At 74.3% G+C, this 22,107-nt stretch carries 21 protein-coding genes and 1 tRNA gene; 8 read left to right on the top strand and 14 right to left on the bottom strand.

Features of this window, described 5'->3' with window-relative positions:
* Nucleotides 1-92 precede the first annotated feature (92 nt).
* Nucleotides 93-782, bottom strand: coding sequence for a DUF3000 domain-containing protein (locus tag ACFYNX_RS29160; protein ID WP_388665605.1), 690 nt, complete (start codon nucleotides 780-782; stop codon nucleotides 93-95).
* A 91-nt stretch (nucleotides 783-873) separates the two neighbouring features.
* On the opposite strand from ACFYNX_RS29160, the gene hemE reads away from it, so the two are divergent.
* The gene (gene hemE / locus ACFYNX_RS29155; protein ID WP_365541697.1) at nucleotides 874-1,950 is read left to right on the top strand and encodes a uroporphyrinogen decarboxylase; all 1,077 of its coding nucleotides are present in this window, start codon (nucleotides 874-876) and stop codon (nucleotides 1,948-1,950) included.
* Between the two features lie 65 nt (nucleotides 1,951-2,015).
* Here the strand turns inward: hemE and ACFYNX_RS29150 are convergent, their stop codons facing one another.
* Nucleotides 2,016-3,404, bottom strand: coding sequence for an FAD-dependent oxidoreductase (locus tag ACFYNX_RS29150; protein ID WP_388665603.1), 1,389 nt, complete (start codon nucleotides 3,402-3,404; stop codon nucleotides 2,016-2,018).
* Between the two features lie 10 nt (nucleotides 3,405-3,414).
* Nucleotides 3,415-4,458: a DUF4349 domain-containing protein gene (locus tag ACFYNX_RS29145; RefSeq protein ID WP_388665601.1), complete on the bottom strand. Its 1,044-nt coding sequence runs from the start codon at nucleotides 4,456-4,458 to the stop codon at nucleotides 3,415-3,417.
* Between the two features lie 138 nt (nucleotides 4,459-4,596).
* Here ACFYNX_RS29145 and hemG point away from each other — a divergent pair, with 138 nt between their 5' ends.
* Together hemG and hemQ are read left to right on the top strand one after the other, a co-directional pair.
* A complete protein-coding gene (gene hemG, locus ACFYNX_RS29140) occupies nucleotides 4,597-6,048 on the top strand; it encodes a protoporphyrinogen oxidase (RefSeq protein ID WP_388665599.1) in 1,452 nt (483 codons plus the stop codon).
* Nucleotides 6,049-6,065: 17 nt separating this feature from the next.
* Nucleotides 6,066-6,779 carry a hydrogen peroxide-dependent heme synthase gene (gene hemQ / locus ACFYNX_RS29135; protein WP_125668500.1) on the top strand — a complete coding sequence of 238 codons (714 nt, stop codon included), beginning with the start codon at nucleotides 6,066-6,068 and terminating at the stop codon, nucleotides 6,777-6,779.
* A 225-nt stretch (nucleotides 6,780-7,004) separates the two neighbouring features.
* Here the strand turns inward: hemQ and ACFYNX_RS29130 are convergent, their stop codons facing one another.
* The 3 genes from ACFYNX_RS29130 to ACFYNX_RS29120 all read right to left on the bottom strand — a co-directional run bounded on the left by ACFYNX_RS29130 (nucleotide 7,005) and on the right by ACFYNX_RS29120 (nucleotide 10,252).
* The gene (locus ACFYNX_RS29130) at nucleotides 7,005-8,048 is read right to left on the bottom strand and encodes a TIGR04222 domain-containing membrane protein (protein ID WP_388665597.1); all 1,044 of its coding nucleotides are present in this window, start codon (nucleotides 8,046-8,048) and stop codon (nucleotides 7,005-7,007) included.
* 2 nt (nucleotides 8,049-8,050) lie between these two features.
* Nucleotides 8,051-9,445 carry a DUF692 domain-containing protein gene (locus ACFYNX_RS29125; protein ID WP_388665595.1) on the bottom strand — a complete coding sequence of 465 codons (1,395 nt, stop codon included), beginning with the start codon at nucleotides 9,443-9,445 and terminating at the stop codon, nucleotides 8,051-8,053.
* A gap of 123 nt (nucleotides 9,446-9,568) precedes the next feature.
* On the bottom strand, nucleotides 9,569-10,252 hold the full coding sequence (locus ACFYNX_RS29120; protein ID WP_388665593.1) for a peptidyl-tRNA hydrolase: 684 nt from the start codon (nucleotides 10,250-10,252) through the stop codon (nucleotides 9,569-9,571).
* A gap of 118 nt (nucleotides 10,253-10,370) precedes the next feature.
* On the opposite strand from ACFYNX_RS29120, the gene ACFYNX_RS29115 reads away from it, so the two are divergent.
* Nucleotides 10,371-10,592 carry a hypothetical protein gene (locus tag ACFYNX_RS29115; RefSeq protein ID WP_388665591.1) on the top strand — a complete coding sequence of 74 codons (222 nt, stop codon included), beginning with the start codon at nucleotides 10,371-10,373 and terminating at the stop codon, nucleotides 10,590-10,592.
* A 6-nt stretch (nucleotides 10,593-10,598) separates the two neighbouring features.
* Here the strand turns inward: ACFYNX_RS29115 and ACFYNX_RS29110 are convergent, their stop codons facing one another.
* From ACFYNX_RS29110 to zapE, 5 genes are all read right to left on the bottom strand, one after another.
* Nucleotides 10,599-11,471, bottom strand: coding sequence for a polysaccharide deacetylase family protein (locus ACFYNX_RS29110; protein ID WP_388665590.1), 873 nt, complete (start codon nucleotides 11,469-11,471; stop codon nucleotides 10,599-10,601).
* 138 nt (nucleotides 11,472-11,609) lie between these two features.
* The gene (locus ACFYNX_RS29105; protein WP_388665588.1) at nucleotides 11,610-12,491 is read right to left on the bottom strand and encodes a polyphosphate kinase 2 family protein; all 882 of its coding nucleotides are present in this window, start codon (nucleotides 12,489-12,491) and stop codon (nucleotides 11,610-11,612) included.
* 104 nt (nucleotides 12,492-12,595) lie between these two features.
* Nucleotides 12,596-13,972 carry an alkaline phosphatase PhoX gene (locus tag ACFYNX_RS29100; RefSeq protein ID WP_388665586.1) on the bottom strand — a complete coding sequence of 459 codons (1,377 nt, stop codon included), beginning with the start codon at nucleotides 13,970-13,972 and terminating at the stop codon, nucleotides 12,596-12,598.
* A 176-nt stretch (nucleotides 13,973-14,148) separates the two neighbouring features.
* Nucleotides 14,149-14,574: an OsmC family protein gene (locus tag ACFYNX_RS29095; RefSeq protein ID WP_125667333.1), complete on the bottom strand. Its 426-nt coding sequence runs from the start codon at nucleotides 14,572-14,574 to the stop codon at nucleotides 14,149-14,151.
* Between the two features lie 38 nt (nucleotides 14,575-14,612).
* Complete coding sequence (gene zapE / locus ACFYNX_RS29090; protein ID WP_388665583.1) at nucleotides 14,613-15,698, bottom strand: cell division protein ZapE; 1,086 nt, start codon at nucleotides 15,696-15,698, stop codon at nucleotides 14,613-14,615.
* Nucleotides 15,699-15,734: 36 nt separating this feature from the next.
* On the opposite strand from zapE, the gene ACFYNX_RS29085 reads away from it, so the two are divergent.
* The 4 genes from ACFYNX_RS29085 (at nucleotide 15,735) to msrB (ending at nucleotide 19,126) form a co-directional block, all read left to right on the top strand.
* A complete protein-coding gene (locus ACFYNX_RS29085) occupies nucleotides 15,735-16,577 on the top strand; it encodes a pyrimidine reductase family protein (protein ID WP_388665581.1) in 843 nt (280 codons plus the stop codon).
* A 105-nt stretch (nucleotides 16,578-16,682) separates the two neighbouring features.
* Nucleotides 16,683-17,153 (top strand): indole-3-glycerol phosphate synthase, encoded by a 471-nt coding sequence (locus tag ACFYNX_RS29080; protein ID WP_388665579.1) that lies wholly within the window; start codon nucleotides 16,683-16,685, stop codon nucleotides 17,151-17,153.
* 150 nt (nucleotides 17,154-17,303) lie between these two features.
* A complete protein-coding gene (gene murC, locus ACFYNX_RS29075; protein ID WP_365541671.1) occupies nucleotides 17,304-18,695 on the top strand; it encodes a UDP-N-acetylmuramate--L-alanine ligase in 1,392 nt (463 codons plus the stop codon).
* Nucleotides 18,696-18,718: 23 nt separating this feature from the next.
* Nucleotides 18,719-19,126 carry a peptide-methionine (R)-S-oxide reductase MsrB gene (gene msrB, locus ACFYNX_RS29070; protein ID WP_365541669.1) on the top strand — a complete coding sequence of 136 codons (408 nt, stop codon included), beginning with the start codon at nucleotides 18,719-18,721 and terminating at the stop codon, nucleotides 19,124-19,126.
* A 94-nt stretch (nucleotides 19,127-19,220) separates the two neighbouring features.
* Here msrB and ACFYNX_RS29065 read toward each other — a convergent pair whose 3' ends face one another.
* The 3 genes from ACFYNX_RS29065 to ACFYNX_RS29055 all read right to left on the bottom strand — a co-directional run bounded on the left by ACFYNX_RS29065 (nucleotide 19,221) and on the right by ACFYNX_RS29055 (nucleotide 22,097).
* Nucleotides 19,221-20,450 carry a hypothetical protein gene (locus ACFYNX_RS29065; RefSeq protein WP_388665577.1) on the bottom strand — a complete coding sequence of 410 codons (1,230 nt, stop codon included), beginning with the start codon at nucleotides 20,448-20,450 and terminating at the stop codon, nucleotides 19,221-19,223.
* 122 nt (nucleotides 20,451-20,572) lie between these two features.
* Nucleotides 20,573-20,645 (bottom strand) — tRNA-Ser (locus tag ACFYNX_RS29060).
* Between the two features lie 75 nt (nucleotides 20,646-20,720).
* Entirely contained in the window at nucleotides 20,721-22,097 is a 1,377-nt protein-coding gene (locus ACFYNX_RS29055) for a hypothetical protein (protein ID WP_388665575.1), read from the bottom strand.
* Nucleotides 22,098-22,107: the final 10 nt, after the last annotated feature.

The raw sequence follows: 22,107 nt of genomic DNA, 5'->3' as shown, positions 1-22,107 counted from the left end.
GGTCGACGCGGCGCGTCCGGATCCGTCCTCCCCGGGCCGACGCGGCGCGTCCCGGCCCGTCTTCCCGGGCCCGCCCCGCCGAAACGCGCCCCTCAGACCTGCTGCGGCCCCCGCCGCTGCGGCAGCGAGACGACGCCCCCGCCCGTCCCCGCCGCCCCGGGCCCGACCGGCGCGGGCGGCAGCCCCGCGATCTGGCAGAGCAGGTCGCACCAGGCCGCCAGGTGCGCCCCCGTGTCCGGCACCCCGGCCAGGCCCTCGCGCGGCGTCCAGGACGCCCGGATCTCGATCTGGGTCGCCGGGCGCCGGTCCGCGAGCCCGCCGAAGTAGTGCGAGCCCGCCATCGTCACGGTCCCGCTCGCCTCCCCGTACGCGAGCCCCCGCGCCTCCAGGGCCCCGGTCAGCCAGGACCAGCACACCTCGGGCAGCAGCGGGTCCGCCGCCATCTCCGGCTCCAGCTCCGCCCGCACCAGCGTCACCAGGCGGAACGTTCCCTTCCAGGCCTCGTGCCCGTCCGGGTCGTGCAGCAGCACGAGCCGCCCGTCCGCCAGGTCCTCCTCGCCGTCGACGACGGCCGCCTCCACCGCGTACGCGTACGGCGCCAGCCGCTGCGGCGGCCTCGTCGGGTCCACCTCGATCTCGGACCGCAGCCGCGCCGCCCGCAAGGCCTCCACCGCCCGCCGGAAAGCCGGTGGCACCGGGTTCGTCTCCGTACTGTCCGCCGTTTCGTCCGTCCCTCGATCACCATCGGAATGATCGGAAAAGTGTCCCTGAGCCGCAGCCATGCGGGGAAGAGTAGGCGGAACGCGGCCTCCGTGCAGGGAGGGACACCCGGCCCGGACGAGCGGCTTCCCGCCACATGCGAAGATTCTGGGCGTGAGTGCCAACGACAGCCCGCAGGGCCAGCAGACGAAGCAGCAGTCGCGGACGTACGACTCCGCGTTCCTCAAGGCGTGCCGGCGCGAACCGGTGCCGCACACCCCCGTCTGGTTCATGCGGCAGGCCGGGCGCTCCCTCCCCGAGTACCTGAAGGTCCGCGAGGGCATCCCCATGCTGGAGTCGTGCATGCGGCCCGAGCTGGTCACCGAGATCACGCTCCAGCCGGTGCGGCGCCACAAGGTCGACGCCGCCATCTACTTCAGCGACATCGTCGTCCCCCTCAAGGCCATCGGCATCGACCTCGACATCAAGCCCGGCGTCGGCCCGGTCGTCGCCGACCCGATCCGCACCCGCGCCGACCTGGCCCGGCTGCGCGACCTCACGCCCGAGGACGTCCACTACGTCACCGAGGCCATCGGCATGCTCACCGGCGAGCTGGGCGACACCCCGCTCATCGGTTTCGCCGGCGCGCCCTTCACCCTCGCGAGCTACCTCGTCGAGGGCGGTCCGTCGCGCAACCACGAGCACACCAAGGCGCTCATGTACGGCGACCCGCAGCTCTGGGCCGACCTCCTCGACCGCCTCGCCGAGATCACCTCGGCCTTCCTCAAGGTCCAGATCGAGGCCGGCGCCTCCGCCGTGCAGCTCTTCGACTCCTGGGTCGGCGCCCTCGCACCGGCCGACTACCGCCGCTCCGTGATGCCCGCCTCCGTGAAGGTGTTCGACGCGGTCGCCGGGTACGGCGTCCCGCGCATCCACTTCGGCGTCGGCACGGGCGAACTGCTCGGCCTCATGGGCGAGGCGGGCGCGGACGTCGTCGGCGTCGACTGGCGCGTCCCGCTCGACGAGGCCGTCCGCCGCGTCGGCCCCGGCAAGGCGCTCCAGGGCAACCTCGACCCCGCCGTGCTCTTCTCCTCCCGCGAGGCCGTCGAGGCCAAGACGGACGAGGTCCTGGCCGCCGCGAAGGGCCTGGAGGGACACGTCTTCAACCTGGGCCACGGCGTCCTGCCGACCACCGACCCGGACGCGCTGACCCGCCTCGTCGAGTACGTCCACACCCACACGGCCGTCTGACCGCCACACGACGGCGACGGCCGCCGGGGCACCCCCCGGCGGCCGTCGCCCTTCCCGCCCGGCCCTCAGCCCGCCGCGCGGACCGCCGCCGTCGCCTTGCGGGCCGCGACCAGCACCGGGTCCCACACCGGCGAGAACGGCGGCGCGTAGCCCAGGTCCAGGGCCGTCATCGCCTCCACCGTCATCTTCGCCGTGAGCGCCACCGCCGCCACGTCCACCCGCTTCGCCGCGCCCTCCCGGCCCACGATCTGCGTCCCGAGCAGCCGCCCGGTCCGCCGCTCGGCCAGCATCTTCACCGTCATCGGCGCGGCCCCCGGGTAGTAGCCCGCCCGGCTCGTCGACTCGATCGTCACCGTCACGAACCGCAGTCCCACCTCCCGGGCCTCCTTCTCCCGCAGGCCGGTCCGCGCGATCTCCAGGTCGCACACCTTCGACACCGCCGTGCCCACCACGCCGGGGAAGGTCGCGTAGTCGCCGCCGACGTTCGACCCGATGACCTGGCCCTGCTTGTTCGCGTGCGTCCCGAGCGCCACGTGCCGCATCCGGCCCGAGACCAGGTCCAGGACCTCCACGCAGTCGCCGCCCGCCCAGACGTTCTCTTGGCCCCGCACCCGCATGCCCAGATCGGTGAGCAGCCCGCCGTACGACCCGAGCGGCAGCCCCGCCTCCCGGGCGAGCGAGGTCTCCGGCTCCACGCCCGTGCCCAGGACCACCACGTCCGCCGGGTACTCCTCCGCGTCCGTCGCCACCGCGCGGGCCCGGCCGTCGGGGCCCGTGAGGACCTTCGTGACCTCCGCCGAGTTGACCGTCCTGATCCCGAGCCCGTCCATCGCCTCATGCACGAGCCGGCCCATGTCCGGGTCGAGCGTCGTCATCGGCTGCTCGCTCCGGTTCAGGACGGTCACCTCGTACCCCCGGTGGAGGAGCGCCTCGGCCATCTCCACCCCGATGTACCCGGCGCCGACCACCACCGCCCGCCGCCCCTCCGCACCGGAGTCCTCCGTACGGGACAGCGCGTCGATCAGGGCCTGGCCGTCGTCCAGGTTCTGCACGCCGTGCACCCCGGGCGCGTCGATCCCCGGCACCGGCGGGCGCAGCGGCCGCGCCCCCGTCGCGATCACCAGCTTGTCGAAGCCGGTCCACTCCTCCGCACCGGACTCCAGGTCCCGGGAGCGGACCCGCTGCCGGTCGACGTCGATCTCCGTCACCTCGGTCCGCGTCCGCAGGCCGATGTCACGGGCCCGGTGCTCCTCGGGGGACCGGGCGACCAGATCGTCGCGCGCGCCGACGTCCCCGCCGACCCAGTACGGGATGCCGCAGGCCGAGTACGAGGAGAAGTGCCCGCGCTCGAAGGCGACGATCTCCAGCTCCCCGGGGGACCTGAGCCTGCGCGCCTGCGACGCGGCGGACATGCCCGCCGCGTCGCCACCGATGACCACCAGTCGTTCGCTCATGGGGACGACGCTACTTCTCCGGGGTCCCTCCGGTCTCCGGGGCCTCGGGTCCCACCGGCGCCCCGGCGGCGTTCCGCTCGACCGCCGGCCCCCCGGGGCGCGGCCCCGGCACCGGCGCGGGGCGGCGGGCGGCGAGCCGGGGGCGGACCAGACGGCGCCAGAGGACGAAGGCGACCAGGCCGACCGCGAGCCACGGGGCCAGGGCCGCGAGCACGATCAGGATCCAGGCCACCACGCCGACCAGGGCGTTCCAGCCGCCGCTCAGGGCGTCCAGGAAGCCGGGACGGCCCTCCTCCCGCTCCTCGGCCTTCGGCTCCTCCTTCCGCTTCTCGGTGAGCTGGAGGGTGATCGTCGCCAGCGACGTCCGGTCCCTCAGGGACGACTGCTGGGCGAGCAGCGCCTCCAGATCGGCCTGGCGCCGGCTCAGCTCGGCCTCCAGGGTCACCACGTCGGACAGCGCGTCCGCCCGGTCCATGAGCTTCCGCACCCGCGCCACGCTCGCCCGCTGGGTGGCGATCCGGCTCTGCACGTCCACCACCTGGTCGGTGACGTCCTTCGCGTCGGCCTTGCGGTTCAACAGCTTCCCGGTGCCCGCCAGTTCGGCGAGGACGGAGTCGTACTCCGCCTGCGGCACCCGCAGCACGATCCGCGAGGCGAGGTACGCGTCGTCGATCCGCTCCGTCGACTCGTCCTCGACCCGCCCGCCCGCGCCCACCGCCGCCGCACGGGCCGTGGCCAGGGCCTTCGTCGCGTCCGCGACCTCCACGGACAGCGAGGCGGTCCGGATGACGTGCTGCGGGGCGGGCGCCTTCGCCGTGGCCCGCGCGGAACCGGAGGTGGAACCGGAACCGGACGTGGACCTGGAGTCGGAGTCGGCACCCGTCCCGGACGCGGCCCCCGAGGAGCCGTCCACCGTGCCCCGCCCCCGGTCGGCGGGCTGCGCCGCCCGGGCCCCCGCCGCCTTGTCGCCCGCGTCCGTGCCGCCCGCCCCGCAGCCCGTCAGGACCAGCGACGCCGTCAGCAGGACGGCGGCCGTCGTACTCGTTCTCCGCACGGGAACCCCCCAAGGTGGTGATGATCGATGCCCCTTTGACGTACGACCCGGCGGCGAGGGTTGCCGTCCGGCGGTAGCGATGCGGTCACGGTCGGGCCTCGGAACGGGAGCGGACGGGCGATTTGAGAGAGTGGTCCCATGAACGCGGACACCACGGGACCCCACGTCGTCGTCGCGGGAGGCGGGATCACCGGCCTCGCGGCCGCCCACCGGCTGGCCCTCGCCGGCCACCGGGTGACCCTCCTCGAAGCGGACGGCAGACTCGGCGGCAAGCTCCTCGCCGGGGAGGTCGCGGGCGCGCCCGTGGACCTCGGCGCCGAGTCGCTGCTCGCCCGCCGCCCCGAGGCGGTCGCCCTGGCCCGCGCCGTCGGCCTCGGCGACCGGCTGGAGGCCCCCGCCACCGCCACCGCGTCCGTCTGGTCCCGGGGCGAGCTCGTCCCCATGCCCAAGGGGCACGTCATGGGCGTCCCCGGCGACGCCCGCGCGGTCGAGGGCCTTCTCTCCGAGGAGGGCGTGCGCCGGATCGCCGCCGACCTCGACCTGCCGCCCACCGAGATCGGCGACGACATCGCCATCGGCGCGTACGTCGCCGCCCGCATGGGCCACGAGGTCGTCGACCGCCTCGTCGAGCCCCTCCTCGGCGGGGTGTACGCCGGGGACGCCCGCCGCATCTCCCTGAGGGCCGCCGTCCCCGCCCTCTTCGAGGCCGCCCGCGAGCACCCCACGCTCACCGCCGCCGTCCGGGCCGTCCAGCGGGCCGGCGCCGCCGTCCCGGCCGACGCGGCGGGCGCCGCCACCGGCCTCGGCGGCTCCGTCTTCGCCGGGATCGAGGGCGGCGTCGGCACCCTGCCCGGCGCGGTCGCCGACGCGGTCCGCGCGGCCGGCGGCGAGATCCTCCTGAACGCCCCCGTGACGGCGCTGCGCCGCACCGGGGCGACCACCTGGCAGGTCGTGGGCGGCGACCGCGTCCTCACCGCCGACGCCGTCGTCCTCGCCACCCCCGCCGGGCCCGCCGCCGCCCTCCTCGCGGAGCACGCCCCCGCCGCCGCGGGCGAGCTCGGCGCGGTCGAGTACGCCTCCATGGCCCTGGTCACCCTCGCGTTCCGCCGCGCGGACGTGCCCGACCTGCCCGGCTCCGGCTTCCTCGTGCCCCCCGTCGACGGCCACACGATCAAGGCCTCCACCTTCTCCTCGCGCAAGTGGGGGTGGGTCGCCGAGGCCGCCCCCGACCTGTTCGTCCTGCGCACCTCCGTCGGCCGCCACGGCGAGGAGCAGCAGCTCCACCGCGAGGACGCCGACCTCGTCGACGCCTCCCTCAAGGACCTCGCCGCCGCCACCGGCCTCGGCGCCCGCCCCGTCGCCGGCACGGTCACCCGCTGGGCCGGCGGCCTGCCCCAGTACCCGGTCGGCCACCTCGCCCGCGTCGCCCGGGTGCGCGAGGCCGTCGCGGCCCTGCCCGGACTGCGGATCGCGGGCGCCGCGTACGACGGCGTGGGCATCCCCGCCTGCATCGCCTCGGCCCACCGCGCGGCCGACGAGATCATCGCCACGTCGGAAACGGCGGCCCCCGGTGCGGGGCACTCCTCGTGACGGGCGAGAATGGGCGCATGAGTGCGCCCGAAAAGATCCCGAACGCCGGTAAGAAGGCGAAGGACCTCAACGAGGTCATCCGCTACACCCTGTGGTCCGTCTTCAAGCTGCGCGACGTCCTGCCCGAGGACCGGAGCGGCTACGCCGACGAGGTCCAGGAGCTGTTCGACCAGCTCGCGGCCAAGGACATCACCGTCCGCGGCACGTACGACCTCTCCGGTCTGCGCGCCGACGCCGACGTCATGATCTGGTGGCACGCCGAGACGAGCGACGAGCTCCAGGAGGCGTACAACCTCTTCCGCCGCACCCGCCTGGGCCGCGCCCTGGAGCCGGTCTGGTCGAACATGGCGCTGCACCGCCCGGCCGAGTTCAACAAGTCGCACATCCCGGCCTTCCTGGCCGACGAGAACCCGCGCGACTACGTCTCGGTCTACCCCTTCGTCCGCTCGTACGACTGGTACCTGCTGCCGGACGAGGACCGCCGCCGGATGCTCGCCGACCACGGCAAGATGGCCCGCGGCTACCCGGACGTCCGCGCCAACACGGTCGCCTCCTTCTCGCTCGGCGACTACGAGTGGCTCCTCGCCTTCGAGGCCGACGAGCTGCACCGCATCGTGGACCTCATGCGCCACCTGCGCGCCTCCGAGGCGCGGATGCACGTCCGCGAGGAGGTCCCGTTCTACACCGGCCGGCGCAAGAGCGTCGCCGACCTGGTGGCGGGCCTGGCCTGACGGCCCCGTGAAACCCGGTGGCGGCCCGGCTCCCGGCCGGGCGCGCCATCCCTCGACCCGGAAGATCAGACGGCCGGCGGAAACCATCCGCCCGTCGCTCCAGCGACACCGGGTCCGGCTCCTGGTGCGGCGCGCGTCACGCGCGCCGCACCGGCGTCATTTCCGGGACCTCTTCCGGTACTCCTCCGGGCCCTCTCCGGCCCTTCCCCCGTACGGTACGGGCGGTCAACTGCTGGAGCTGGAACACGAACTGGAGCTGGAACTCGAGCACGAGCTGGAGCTGGAGCACGAGCTGGAGCTCGAACCCGAACAGGAGCTCCCGCCGCAGCTCGAACCCCCTCCCGAGCAGGATCCGGAGGAGCACGAACCCGACGAGCAGGAGCTCCCGCCGCCCCCGCCCCCTCCGCCGCAGGACCCGGCGTCCGCGCACCACACGGTGACCGCGCCGAGCGCGTCCGCGTCCGAGGAGGACGAGGAGGAGTGGTGGTGCGGGGACGGCCCCGAACGCCTGCCGCGTCCGGGCCTCCGGGGCCCGTTGACGCGGGCGGCGGCGAGGAGCTGCTCCCGGAGCACCGGGTCCGGCAGCGCCCGCAGCCCGTGCAGGGCCACGAGGTGGCCCGCGTCCGCCAGGTGCCCCCGCTCGCGTCCGTACGCGGCGAGCGCCCGCCGGCCGGCCGGGGTGACCCGTCCGGCGGAGGCCGACCCGCAGACCCCGGCGGCGACGCCCATGGCGAGCAGCGCCGGGACCACCTTGAAGGTGAACGGCACCGAGAACTCCTCCGCCGTGGCGAAGTCGGCGATCGTGACGAGGAACGAGACCGGGAACAGGACGAACGCCGTGACGCCGACCGCGGCGCACCACCGCTTCGTGACGCGCCGCGTCGCCGGGTCCACGAGGAGGCCGCGCTCCGCGAGCCCGTCGCCGATCTCCTGCACGGCCGGGTGCCGCATCACGGCGAGCCGCAGGTGGTGCAGGGCGCCGTGCGGGGCGGCGGCGTGCTCCTGGAGCACCGCGCGCTCCACCAGGTCGCGCGCGGTGGGGCGGACGACGGCCACGATGCCGGGCCCGCCGATCGCGATCCGTCCGTCCGCGTGGAGGGCGGCGAGGGCGCTGTCGGCGACCCTGGCGGGGCCGCCGTCGAGGAAGGCGGCCTCGTACCGGTCGTGGACCGGCCCGCCGGGGCCGCGGCGCGACCGGACGACCCGGGTGACGAGCAGGCCGACGGCGACGGCGGCCACGAGGTAGTACAGGGTGGTCGGGAGGCCCATGGTCATCTCCGTACGAGTGCGTGGCGGGCGGCCCGGACGAGCCGCGCGGCGGGGCCCTGCGGGCGGTTGCCGGAACGGTCCTGCCACCACCGGGTGAGCCGGCGGTGGGCGACCGGGTCCTCCGGACGCCCGGCGATCAGCAGGTGCTCGACGAAGTCGAGCGCGTCCCGGCGGTAGCCGCCGTTCATGGGACGGGACCTGGCGTACGCGAGGAACGCGGGCCGGAACTCCCGGCCCAGGATCTCGGGCAGCTCCGGCGCGACCTTGGCGACCACCCCGGCCCGCTTGGCCGCGAGCGCCCGGCTCTGCACCCCGAGCCGCCGGCTGTCGAACCCCTCGGGCACGGGCGTGCCCGCGACGAGCGCCGAGAGCAGCGAGGCCTGCGCGAGCCCGAGCCGCTGCCGCGCGCCCTCGCCGGGCGCGCCCCCGTCCCGTACGGGCGCACCCGCCGTCGCCGGAACCGGGGGAGCGTCCGGCAGGACCTCGGGCATCGGCCCGCCGGAGGCGCGGGCACCGGCGCCGATGAGCAGCGGCCGGCCGGCCCGCCGCTCCGCCTGCGCGCCGCGGCGGGCGGACGCGCCCGTCACCGTCGCCCGGATCACGGTCAGTTCCTCCGCCAGCTCCTCCGCCGGGGGGAAGTCGTCGTCCCGCTCCAGGAGCACCCCGGGCGGGGAGACCCGGGAGGCGAGGTCGGCGAGGACGTCGAGGACCGGGCGCGGCACCGGGTGGGCGTGGGTGTCGTGCCAGACGCCGTCCCGCTCGACGCCGCCCGCCACGTGCACGTACGCGATGGCCTCGACGGGCAGCTCGGACAGGGCCCGCGCCGGGTCCTCGCCGCGGTTGACGTGGTTGGTGTGCAGGTTGGCGACGTCGATGAGGAGCCGCACCCCCGTGCGCTCCACCAGCTCCGCGAGGAACCGCCCCTCCGTCATCTCCTCGCCCGGCCAGGAGATCAGGGCGGCGATGTTCTCCAGGGCGAGCGGCACGGGCAGCGCGTCCTGGGCGATCCGCACGTTCTCGCAGAGCACGTCGAGGGCGTCCCGGGTGCGGGGCACGGGAAGCAGGTGGCCCGCTTCGAGCGCCGGGGACGCGGTGAGCGTCCCCCCGGCCCGTACGAACGCGATGTGCTCCGTGACCAGCGGCGCCCCCAGCGCCACCGCCTTCTCGCCCAGCGCCGCGAGCCGGCCGGGGTCCGGCCGGTCCGCGCCGCCGAGTCCGAGCGAGACCCCGTGCGGCACGACCGTGACGCCGCGCCGCCGCAGCCGGGTCAGCGAGTCGGGCAGGTGGTCCGCGCAGACGTTCTCCGCGACGACCTCCACCCAGTCGACCCCGGGCAGCCCCTCCACCGCCTCCGCGATCTCGGGACGCCAGCCGATGCCGATGCCGAGTTCCGTCATGGTCCCCCTCCTTCGGTCCTCAGTTCCCCTGTGATGGCCCACGCGGGAACGTTCGAACCCCGGGAGGGGGACGTTCAGAGCTTCATTTGAGGTTTCGGCGTCCCGGGGCTCCCGGCCGCCGTCTCAGTCGGTGCGGGGGAAGGCCGACACGACCGTGGGCGAGCCGGGGGCGATCTCCGTGAAGCCCGCGTCGCGGACGACCGGGAGGCCGCTCGTGGCCAGGGCGGGCCAGTCGTCGGCCGGGGCGGTGCGCACGGCGAGGGGGAAGCCGGCCTCCCGCCAGGCCTCGCGCTCGGCGTCCGGCATCGCCCACCAGAGCAGTTGGGCGCCGTGGCCGGCCTGGGCCATCGACTTGCCCGCCGACATGTCGAGGCCGGGGTTGAACCACAGCACCGCCGCCCCCTCCGGTGCGGGGCCGGGGGCGGCCGGGTCGTCGAGGTCGGTGCCCGAGACCTGGAGGCGGGCCAGGTCCTTGGGCCAGCCGTCGAGCGGGACCGGCGGGAAGACCCGTACCTCCGCCTCCGCGCCGGTGACCGTGATGCCGGGGAGCGCGCACGCCCGCCGCCACTCGGCGCCGCGCGCCCGGCGCACCACCTTGCGGATCCGGGCGTCCTGCCAGTCGGCCATGGCCCGCGCCCACTCGCCCTCGCCGCTGGAACGCCCGTCGGTCAGGATCTCCAGGACGGCCCGCGCCGCGGTCTCCAGGGCGTCGGTGCGGGCGGGGGGCGCCTCGCGCTCGATCCGCACCACCAGGGGGAGGACGAACTGGGGCTTCTCGTCGCGGGAATCGGTCTCGTCGCTGCTCACCGGGCAAGTCTGCCACTGCCGTCACGCGCGTCCTCACCGGCGCCGTGACGGGCGGTCCCCGTGAGAACCGCCGTCACGGCACGCCGGGAGGGAGCGCGCCGGGAGTACGCTCGGACGCATGACCGAGACCGCGCCCGAGACCACGCCCGCGTCCGCCTCCGCGTCCGCGTCGTCCTGCGCCCCCGCGCCCGCCCCGAGGCCCGAACCGGCGGCCGAGGGCCCGTTCGCGGCCTGTGTGCTGTGCCAGGAGCCGACCGAGTACCCGCGGTCGGCCAAGGGCGTCACGCTCTGCCCGGTGTGCGAGTGGCAGGAGGCCCAGCGCACGGCCTGCTCGGGCTGAGGCCCCTCAGCCGCGCATGAGGTCGGACACCTTCACGAAGCGGTAGCCGCGGGCCCGCAGCTCCGGGACGATCCGGCGGATCGCCCGCTCGGTGACGGGCGCGGCGCTGCGGGTGCAGTGCATGACCACGAGCGAACCGGGCTTCACCCCGTCGAGCACCTGCTCGGCGACCGCGTCCGCGTCCTTCGCGAAGGCGTCCCCGCTGACCACGTCCCATTGGACCGCCGTCACCCCGGCGGGGCCGAGGGCGCGCAGGGCCGCGTCGTCGTAGCAGCCGCCGGGGAAGCGGAAGTAAGGGACGACGTTGAGGGCCCCGGCGTCCCGGAAGGCGTCGAAGGCGCGCCGCACGTCCGCCGCCATGTCGGGCCCGGCGACGGTGGGCAGGCCGTAGCAGGGGGACGAGAAGGCGTAGTGGCTGTACGAGTGGTTGGCGATCTCGAAGCGCGGGTCGCCGCCGATGGACTTGGCCTGGTCCGGGTACTCCTCCGCCCAGCGACCCGTCATGAAGACGGTCGCGTCCACCTCCAGGCGGCGCAGGGTGGCGATGAGTTCCGGGTTGTCGAACCGCTCGCCGCGCGCGGCCCGGGGCCCCTGGTCGGCCGTCATGTCGGCGTCGAAGGTGAGCGCGACGACCTTCTCGGTGCCCTTCGGGGAGTTCGCGGCCCGGCGCGTGTAGACGGGCGTGAGCCCGTTCGGCCCGGGAGTCATGGTGGGCGCGGCGGCGGGCTCGGCGCCGGGCTTGGGGCGGGCGGCGGTGCTCGCGCTCGCGCTCGCGGAGGGCGAGGGGGCTCCGGCCGACGCCTTGGCGCTCGGCGCCTTGGGGGCGGCGCCCTCGCCACAGCCGACGAGGACGGCGCCCAGCAGACCGAGAGCCGCCACTTTTCGTACAGGAATATTCACGATCGGAAGTTATCCGATCAAAGTTATTAATGCTCGCGACCCGACAGGGGCGTCGGCCGAGTCCACGCGCCGGGCCGACACGGGCCCCGCCGGACGCGGCCCGGCGGACGGCTCCGCTCAGGACGCCAGCAGCCGCTTCCGGCTCTCCTCCACGTCGAAGTCGCCCGGCGGGTACTTCGGGTCCAGCGCCTCCAGGTGTTCGAGGAGCAGCTTGCTGATCGCCCAGTTCCGGTACCACTTGCGGTCCGCCGGGACCACGTACCAGGGGGCCGCGTCCGTACCGCAGCGCTCCAGGGCCAGTTCGTACGCCTTCTGGTAGTCCGGCCACAGGGCGCGTTCCTCGATGTCGCCCGTGGTGAACTTCCAGTGCTTGTCGGGGTCGTCGAGGCGGGCGAGGAGCCGGGCGCGCTGCTCCTCGTACGAGAGGTGCAGGAAGACCTTGACGACCGTCACCCCGTCGTCCGCGAGGGACTTCTCGAAGTGGTTGATCTGCCGGTAGCGGCGCTTGACCTCGGAGCGGGAGACCAGGTCGTGGACGCGCGGGACGAGGACGTCCTCGTAGTGCGAGCGGTCGAAGATGCCGATCTCGCCCGGCAGGGGGAGCGCCTTCTCGATCCGCCAGAGGAAGGAGTGCTCCTTCTCCTCCGGCGTCGGGGCCTTGAAGGCGCGCACCCGGCAGCCCGACGGGCTGAGGAAGCCGATCACGTGCTTGACCGTGCCGCCCTTGCCGCTGGTGTCCATGCCCTGGAGGACCAGGAGCAGCCTGCGCCGGTCCCCGGCGGTGCTCGACGCGTACAGGCGCTCCTGGAGTTCGGCGAGGCGCGGCCCGAGGTCGGCGGTGGCGGCCACCCCGGCCGCCTTGTCGGCGGGGCCCGCCGGGATGCCCCGGGCGTCGTGCGAGGAGAGGTCGACCGGTTCGCCCACGGGGACGCGCAGCACGTCACGCAGGTCCGGCTCCCGCTCCTCGCGCCGCTTCTTCCCGTCGCTCTTCTTCGGCATCTCGCGCTCCTTCCGCAGTCCCGCCCGCCTTCCCCTGATCCTCCGCCGCAACCGGGCCGTCCGCGACTTCCGGGGGCGGGCCGCGCCCCCGGAAAGCCGGCCGGTCAGTGGCGCCAGGGGCCCGTCACCGCGAACGTCGTCCCGGGCGTGTAGCAGTTGACGTACATCGTGCTCCGGTCCGGGGAGAAGGTGACCCCCGCGAACTCGCCCCACTCCGGGGCGTCGGGCGTGCCGATGTTCTGCCGCCCCCGGGCGACCGGGTAGACCTCGCCCCGCTCGCTCACCCCGAAGACGTGCTGCGCGCCGCCGCCGTCCTCGCAGACCATCAGGCCCCCGGTCGGCGCCAGGCAGATGTTGTCCGGGGACTCGCCCGGCAGTTGCACGTCGGTGCTCGGGCCGAAGACGACGACGAGGGTGAGCCGGCGCCGGTGCGGCTCGTACTTCCACACCTGGCCGAAGTGGGTGGCCGCCGAGCCGTCCCCGGTCCGGGCGAACGACGAGACGAAGTAGACGGCCCGCCCGCCCCAGTAGCAGCCCTCCAGCTTCTGCGCGTGCGTGATGCCCCTGGGCCCGAAGTCCTGGAAGCGGACGGGAGTTCCGGCCGCCAGCGGATCCGGTACGGGGACCCACTCGACGCCCTCGAAGCGCGTCCCGGTCTCCTGGACCGCGGAGAGGTCGGGGACGCCCGGCACCCGCATCGCCTCCAGGGTGCCGCCCGCGCGCAGCGAGCCCGTACCGCCGAGCGGCTTGCGGGGGAGGAAGCGGTAGAAGAGCCCGAAGGGGCGCTCGAAGGCGTCCTCCGTCTCGTACACGATGCCGCTGTGCGGGTCGACGGCGATCGCCTCGTGCTGGAAGCGGCCCATGGCGGTGAGCGGGACGGCTCCGGTGCGGCGCGGGTCGGCGCCGTCGACCTCGAAGATGAAGCCGTGGTCCTTGGTGTAGCCGTTCGTGCCGGCCCGGTCCTCGGTCTCCTCGCAGGTCAGCCAGGTGTTCCAGGGCGTGGGCCCGCCGGCGCAGTTGACGGCCGTGCCCGCGACGGCGACCCGCTCGCCGAGGACGTCGTTCCGCCCGTCGAGTTCCAGGACCGTACAGCCGCCCTTGGCCGCCGGGTCGTACGTGAGGCCGGGGACGGTCGGGACGCCGATCTTCCCGGTGGCCTTGTTCTCGTGGTTGCGGACCAGGTGCGTCCGGCCCCGGTGGCCGGGGAAGGCGCCCATGCCGTCGTGGTTGCCGGGGACGGGCCCCTCGCCGGAGCGGAGGGGGTCGCCCTGCCGGGAGAGGACCTTGTAGCGGAACCCGGCCGGCAGGTCGAGGAGACCGCGGGGGTCGGGGACGAGGGGGCCGTAGCCTCCCCGGGGCGGACGGTCGCCGGGAGCGGCGCCGGCGCTTCCGGCGAAGAGCTCGGAGAGGGCGCCGGTGAAGGCGATCCCGGCGACGGACGCGCCGGTGCGGGACAGGATCTGACGTCGTGTTGCGGACATGAGGCAACGAACTCCCCTGTTGGCGGACAGGACAGGTGGTGACGCTCCGTCGCGTCACGTGTTGCCTGTGTGACGTGCGACCCGCACGTGTGTATCACGCACTCCGGTGGCGCGTGAACCATGCGGGCCGCGACTTCCGCGCGTGGCGCCGGTCCTGGCCCCGCGTCAGGAGGGGGTCAGGCCAGCTCGGCGTCGAGCGTGATGGTCGTGCCCGACAGCGCCTGGCTGACCGGGCAGTTCTTCTTCGCGTCCTCCGCCGCCGCCCGGAAGCCGTCCGCGTCCAGGCCGGGGACCTCGCCCCGCACGGTCAGGTGGATGCCGGTGATGCCCTCGCCCGGCTGGAAGGTGACGTCGGCCTTCGTCTCCAGGCGGGTGGGCGGGTTGCCCGCGCCGGCCAGCCCGTGGGAGAGGGCCATCGAGAAGCAGGAGGAGTGCGCGGCGGCGATCAGCTCCTCGGGGCTCGTCTTGCCGTTCGGCTCCTCCGACCGGGCGGGCCAGGAGACGTCGTAGGAGCCGATGCCGGAGGAGTCGAGGGAGACGGTGCCGGAGCCCTTGAGCAGGTCGCCCTGCCAGACGGTGTGGGCGTGACGCACGGTGGCCATGGTGGATCCCTTTCGATCGATCGGGTACGGCCCCCAAGCTACTGCGCGACGAGCCCCTTCGCGTCGCGGGCGAGCGCGGTGAGCCGCGAGATCGCCCGGAAGTACTTCTTGCGGTACCCGCCGTTCAGCATCTCGTCGCTGAACAGCCGGTCGAAGGGCAGGCCGGAGGCGAGGACGGGTATCTCGCGGTCGTAGAGCCGGTCGGCCAGGACGACCAGCCGCAGCGCGGTCGACTGGTCGGGCACGGGCCGCACGTCGGTGAGGCAGACGGCGGTGAGGTCGTCGGTCAGGGCGCCGTACCGGCTCGGGTGGACCCTGGCCAGGTGGTCGAGCAGGTGCGGGAAGTCGTCCAGGGAGGCGCCCGGCGTGGTGTACGCGGTCGCGGTGACGTCCTGGTCGGAGAAGGGCGCGGGGGCCTCGGGCAGGCCCCGGTGGCGGTAGTCCTCGCCGTCGATCCGCAGCGGCCGGAAGTGGGCGGAGAGGCCCTGGATCTCGCGGAGGAAGTCGGCGGCGGCGAAGCGGCCCTCGCCGAGCTTGCCGGGCAGCGTGTTGGAGGTGGCGGCGAGCGCCACGCCGGACTCGACCAGCTTCCCCAGGAGGCTGGAGACGAGGACGGTGTCGCCCGGGTCGTCGAGCTCGAACTCGTCGATGCACAGGAGCCGGTGCCCGCTCAGGGTCTTCACGGTCTGCTGGAAGCCGAGCGCGCCAACCAGGTTGGTCAGCTCGACGAAGGTGCCGAAGGCCTTCAGGGCGGGCTCGGCGGGGGTCGCGTGCCAGAGCGAGGCGAGGAGGTGGGTCTTGCCGACGCCGTAGCCGCCGTCCAGGTAGACCCCGCGCGGCCCGGTGGGGGCGGCGGGCTTCCGCGCGAACCAGCGGCGCTTCCCGGCGCCGGAGGCGTGCGCGCCGCCCAGGCCCTCGGCGAAGGCGCTCAGGACCTCGACGGCCTGGGTCTGGCTGGGCTGGTTCGGGTCGGGGATGTACGTGTCGAAGCGCACGGAGTCGAAGCGCGGCGGCGGCACCATCTCCGCGACGAGGCGCTCGGCGGGGACGCGGGGCTCTCGGGAGCAGAGCGAGAGCGGGGCCGCGGCGGGGGGGACGGCTTCGGTGAGGGCACGGGTCGACACAGTTCCCCACTGTAAGCGCCATGTCAGACTGCCTGGATGCGACGCCTGTTTCCTGTGACGGACATGACAGCCGGACCGGCCGTGCCGGTCGCACCCGCGGGGCCCGCCGGATCCGCCGCACCCGCCGGACCTGCCGACGGGGCCGGGACGGAGGGGGAGGGCGGGGACTGGTCCCTCGACGCGCTCGCCGACGCCTACGCCTACCCGGCGGGCGACGGCCCCTGGCTGCGGGCCAACATGGTCTCCTCGCTCGACGGCGCCGGCCAGCACGAGGGCCGCTCCCAGCCGCTCTCCTCCGAGACCGACATGAGGATCTTCGGCACCCTGCGCGGGCTCGCCGACGTGATCGTGGTGGGTGCGGAGACCGTACGTCTGGAGGGGTACCGTCCCGCCCGGGCGCGGGAGGCCTTCGCGGAGCGCCGGGCCGCCGCCGGACAGGGCCCGGCTCCCGTGATCGCCGTGGTCAGCGCCTCGCTCGACCTGGACTTCTCGCTTCCGCTCTTCACCGCGCCGCTGGTGCCGACCCTGGTCCTCACCGGGAGCGGGGCGCCCGCCGAGCGGGTCGGGGAGGCCCGGAAGGCGGGGGCCGAGGTGCTGTTCGCGGGCGACGGGACCCGGGTCGACCCCGCCCGTGCCCTGGCGGTGCTGACGGAGCGCGGGCTGCGGCGCCAGCTCACCGAGGGCGGGCCGAGGCTGCTCGGCCAGTTCGTGGCGGCGGGGGTCCTCGACGAGCTGTGCCTGACGATCTCGCCGACCATGACGGCCGGAGACGCCCAGCGGATCGCCGGAGGCCCCCCGGTGGCCGTCCCGACACGCTTCCGGGTGGCTTCCGTCCTGGAGCGGGACGGCTTCCTCTTCACCCGCTACCTTCGGTCCTGAGAAAAGCGGAATTCGTCGTTCCGCTTACCGTCGGGCGGGCACACTTACTGTCGCAGACCCCGTGCGAACACGGGGAAGGATGGTTTCCGCAGAAGGGCTCCCGAAGTGTTCACAAGCGTTCTGATGATCGAGAAGCCCCTGACGTCCGTCGACGTGGAATTCGTCACCACGCTGCACGGCGACGAGGGCGTGTCCTTCGTTGTCCTGATGCAGCCGCGCGGTGACCAGGCCGATGTACTGCTGCGTGCCATCGACGACGTCGCCATGGGCGAACTGAAGGAAGCCGCCCGGGAGGGCGAGGAACCGGAGGGCAAGGAGGCCCGTCCCCCCGCCGAACAGGCCCTGGAGCACTCGCTCCGGGCCCTGCGGGACGCCGGCTGCGAGGCGGTCGGCCAGGTCGTCGAGGACCACCCGCTCGACAAGATGAAGGCCGTGGTCGAGGAGGCGGACGCGGACGAGGTCATCGTCCTCACCGCGCCGCACTACGTGGAGGAGTTCTTCCACCGCGACTGGGCCTCCCGGGCCCGCCACAAGGTGGGTGTCCCCGTCCTGAAGCTCTTCGCGCACAGCGAGTGACCGCGCGGTGACGGCCGGGCCCGCGCTCCGTACGGGGGCGCGGGCCGGGTCGTGCCCTGCCGGGCGCGTCCGGAGGAAGCCACTAGGCTGGGGACTTCCAGCCAACGACGCGCGACGACGCGCAACGAAACACCCCGGGGAGAGATCCGCATGGCACCCGCCATTCCCGCCGCCATGGACCGGCCGCACTTCATCGGCATCGGCGGTGCCGGGATGTCGGGCATCGCGAAGATCCTCGCCCAGCGCGGCGCCAAGGTCGCCGGCAGCGACGCCAAGGACTCCGCGACCGCCGAGGCCCTGCGCGCCCTCGGCGTCACCGTGCACATCGGCCACGCCGCCGAGCACCTGGCCGACGACGCCTCCGCCGTCGTCGTCTCCAGCGCCATCCGCGCCGACAACCCCGAGCTGGCCCGCGCCGCCGAGCTCGGCATCCCCGTCGTGCACCGCTCCGACGCGCTCGCCTCCCTCATGGACGGCCTGCGCGCGATCGCGGTCGCCGGCACGCACGGCAAGACCACGACCACCTCCATGCTGGCCGTCGCCCTCGGCCACCTCGGCCTGGACCCCTCGTACGCCATCGGCGGCGACCTGGCGGGTCCCGGCACCAACGCCCGGCACGGCGACGGCGAGGTCTTCGTCGCCGAGGCCGACGAGAGCGACCGCAGCTTCCAGAAGTACGACCCCGAGGTCGCGATCGTCCTCAACGTCGAGCTGGACCACCACGCGAACTACGCCTCCCTGGACGAGATCTACGAGTCCTTCGAGGCCTTCGCCGCCAAGATCCGTCCCGGCGGCACCCTCGTCGTCGGCGAGCACGCCGGCGCCCGCGAGCTGGCCCGCCGGGTCGCGGACCGCGAGGGCCTGGAGATCGTCACGGTCGGCGAGTCCGAGGACTCCGACGCCCGGATCCTGAAGATCGTCCCGAACGGCATGAAGAGCGAGGTGACCGTCGAGCTCGACGGCACCGGGCACACCTTCACCGTCTCGGTCCCCGGCCGCCACTACGCCCACAACGCCGCCGCCGCGCTCGCCGCCGGCGCCCGCGTCGGCATCGACCCGGCCGAGCTCGCGCAGGCCCTCACCGCCTACACCGGCGTCGGCCGCCGCCTCCAGCTCAAGGGCGAGGCGAAGGGCGTGCAGGTCATCGACTCGTACGCGCACCACCCCACCGAGATGACCGCCGACCTGGAGGCCATGCGCGGCGCCGCCGGGGACGCCCGCCTGCTCGTCGTCTTCCAGCCGCACCTGTTCTCCCGGACCCAGGAGCTGGGCGAGGAGATGGGCGAGGCGCTGGCCCTCGCGGACGCCTCCGTGGTCCTCGACATCTACCCGGCCCGCGAGGACCCGGTCCCGGGCGTCACCAGCGAGCTGATCGTCGAGGCGGCCCGGAAGGCCGGCGCCGACGTGACGCCCGTCCACAACAAGGGCGCCGTGCCCGAGATCGTCGAGGGAATGGCCGGCCCCGGCGATCTCGTTCTCACCATGGGAGCGGGCGACGTCACGGACCTCGGCCCGCGCATCCTGGACCACCTGTCGAAGTAGCGCGAAGCAGAGGGAGCGAGCCCATGGCGTACGACGTCGAGAAGCCGGACGAGCAGTGGCGTGCGGAACTGAGCCCGGCGGAGTACCAGGTGCTGCGCCAGGCGGGCACCGAGCCCGCCTTCCGCGGTGAGTACACCGACACCACCACCAAGGGCGTCTACTCCTGCCGTGCGTGCGGCGCGGAGCTGTTCACCTCGAACGAGAAGTTCTCCTCGCACTGCGGCTGGCCGTCCTTCTACGACCCGAAGGACTCCGACGCGGTCGAACTGATCGAGGACCGCACCCACGGCATGGTCCGCACGGAGGTCCGCTGCTCCCGCTGTGGCTCCCACCTGGGCCACGTCTTCGAGGGCGAGGGCTACCCGACCCCGACGGACCAGCGGTACTGCATCAACTCGATCTCGCTGCGGCTGGAGCCGACGGAGGGCTGAGCGGGTGCCGGACGCCCTCCCGCGCCGCCCGCCCCGAGAAGGCGGAGGAAAGGGGAGGGCGTCCGGGGCACGGGCTACGGGGGCCGCTCCCCTCTCACCCGTCCTGGGAACCGCCCCGCTCCGCGGTGAGGTAGCAGGTCACCCGGTCCTCGCCGCCCGGCCCCGACGCGTGACCCGGCGTCCACCAGGACCAGATCTCCGCAGCCTTCGGCACCCACGCCGGCCTGGCCACGTCGTGGGCGAACGAGCAGGCGATGTCGGCCCGTTCCTGGGTCTCCGCCGCCGTCGCGCCCGGTCGCAACGGGACCTGGACGAAGACGCGGGCGTCGTACGGTCCGGAGCAGGGCACGCCCACGACCACGTGCGTCACGCGCCGGCCGGTGTCGAAGTCGACGCAGCCGCCGTTCTTCACGTCGCGCATGGGCAGCACGGCCTCGGCGGCCTTGCGGACGTTCCCCGCGGGGGGCCCGGCCGGCTTCGACGAGCCGAACCCGGTGAGGGCGAGGTCCATCGTCAGCGAGGTCACGTCGGCGAGGGCGCCGCCCTTCCGCAGGAGCCTCGACATGTCCGCCCGGCCGTGGGTGATCCGGCCCCGCGCGTCCACGGACACGGTCAGGGGGAAGCCGGCCTGGAGGGCGCTGGTGCCCATCTCGGCCGCCAGTTCCTTGCGGAGGTCCGAGGGGAACATCGTCCACCCCACCGAGAAGGGCATCTCCGCCCGGTACGTACGGCCCCCCGCGGGCTCCTCCTGCCGTGCCTTCGCCTCCGCGCCGCCCAAGCCCTCCAGGAGGGTGCCGCCGACCGGGCTCTCGGAACCCCGCAGGTGACCGATCGGGTCGTTTCCGTCCCCTGCGGCGAGGACGTCGTCGCTGCCGTACCGGAGCCAGTAGCCCGCGGAGGCGGCGCGGTAGTGGATCTGCTGCCGGTCGACGACGAACCTGCCGGAGCCCGTGCCCGGTGTCCTGCCGGGAGTGGTGCCGAGGAGCGTCCCCTCCACCGCGGCGGAGTACTTCTCCGGCACCTGCCACCGCACGGCGGCCTCGCCCGCCCCCTCCGTGAAGTCCAGCCTGCCGCTCAGCGTCTGTACGGCCGTGCCCTTCGCGGACCCGAAGGACACCGTCTGCGTGAAGCTCGCGCTGCCCGACTTCTGCGTCTCGCGCAGGGCCAGGAAGACCTGGCGGCCCAGCGGTTGGCCGAAGACCGGATGCTGCGAAGGCTGCGCCTTCGCGTGCGCGTCCCCCTCGTCACCACCGCTGCACGCGGTGAGCAGAAGGAGGACGGCGGGGAGCGCGGCGGTGCGCGCGAGGCGTCTGATCACGATCACATGACCTCCCGGCCAGGGCGTGGGTTGCCCTTCCGCACGTCACGGAAAGGTCACCCCGGGGGCCGGAGCGAACTCGATGCGGGCGTCCCGGCGGTGCGGCCGGAGCAGGGGAGGAAGAGCGGCGGCAAGGACAGGATTCGAACCTGCGTCCACCCGGAGATCGAGCCGGGCGCTCCTCCGCAGAGCTTCCTCGCCGCCGTCCCGATCATCCGTCCGGACGGACGGTCGGGGCAAACGATTTAGGGGCCCCGCGGCCCCGCGACCCTCCCGTCACAGCCACTCGGCCGCCGCGGCCCGCTGGCCCTTCCCCGAGAAGACCCCGGCCGACCGCAGGGCGCTCGCCACCAGCGGATCGGCGACGGCCACGCCGTGGACGAGTTCCGGCGTACGGCGGAACGGTACGGCCTCCGCCACCGGCCGCGGCGCCGTCCAGCCGCCCGCCACCGGATCCACGCCGTACCGCGCGCAGACCGTCTCGACCAGGGAGCGTGGACACTCCTCCTCGCCCCGGAGGACCGCCCAGGGCCGTGGCAGGTCCGCCCACACGTACGTGTCCGGATGCAGGCCCCCGCCGCTCCTGCGGTGCCAGTACGCCACGTCCGCCGCCATCAGCCGCGGCACCTTGCCCGGACACACCCGGTCCAGGACTCCCTCCTGTCCCAGCTCCGTCATCAGGGCGAACCAGTGGGCCCGCGCGGTGCTCCACGCCTGGGCCGCCTGGTTCCACGTCGAGGAGTCGTGCCCCGGGCGCACGACCATGCTCGTGGGCTCGATGGAGGACGAGCGGTCCCACGCGTCCTCGAGGAGTTCGGCGACCTCGCGCAGGAAACGGTTCCAGCGGACCAGGAGCCGGACGAGCTCGTCGTCCGACAGGTGCCCGAGGACCTCGGGGACGGGGTGCACGTGCGCCACCGCGTACCAGTTCGTCCGCTCCTCCGCCGCCCGCAGGCGCCGGAACAGTGCGTCCGCCACCTCGTCGTACGGCCTGCGCTGCCCGCCGTTCGTGAAGACGCTGCGCATGTACCCGCGGGCCGTGAGGTAGGCGACGAAGGCCGCCGTGTCCGGATCGCCCGCGAACTCCTCGTACGACAGGGTGTGCGCGAGCGCGCCCTTGCCGGTGACGACGACCTCGCGACGGCGCTGCTCGTGGAGGAGTCGGGCCAGCTTGGCCTCCATCCGGCGCAGCAGCCGGAAGCGCTTGTTGTACTGCCGCTTGGACAGCTCGCCGATTCCGGCGTCGGCGCGCTCCGCCCGGTTCAGCCGGTCGATGCCGAAGTCGTTCTCCCCGTACTCCCGGCATATCTCCACGCCGGCCCGCCGGATCACGGCCTCGATCCGGGCGGGATCGTCACCGGCGTCCCCCGGGAGCGGGGGCAGCGAGGGGAAGAGGGCCGTGGCGCGGCCGAGTTGGCGCCGGGCTCCGACGGGACGGGCGAAGTCCTCCAGCATGGAGGTGTATCCGTGCCACACCCTGCCCAGCGCGTGCGCGGCGGCCTTCTCCAGGGCGGCCGCGGTCGCCGGATCGGGCGTGACCCCGCGGGCGGCGAACAGTTCCTGGACCGACTGGGCGATGTCCTCGGGGCGCTTGCGGAGCCGGAGCGAGGCGTGCAGGTGACGCAACTGCTCCTCGGCGGGGTGCGACGGCATGCGGCCCACC

Source organism: Streptomyces sp. NPDC007872, assembly GCF_042868165.1.
Classification (GTDB): domain Bacteria; phylum Actinomycetota; class Actinomycetes; order Streptomycetales; family Streptomycetaceae; genus Streptomyces.
This window is presented reverse-complemented; position numbering and strand designations above follow the sequence as displayed.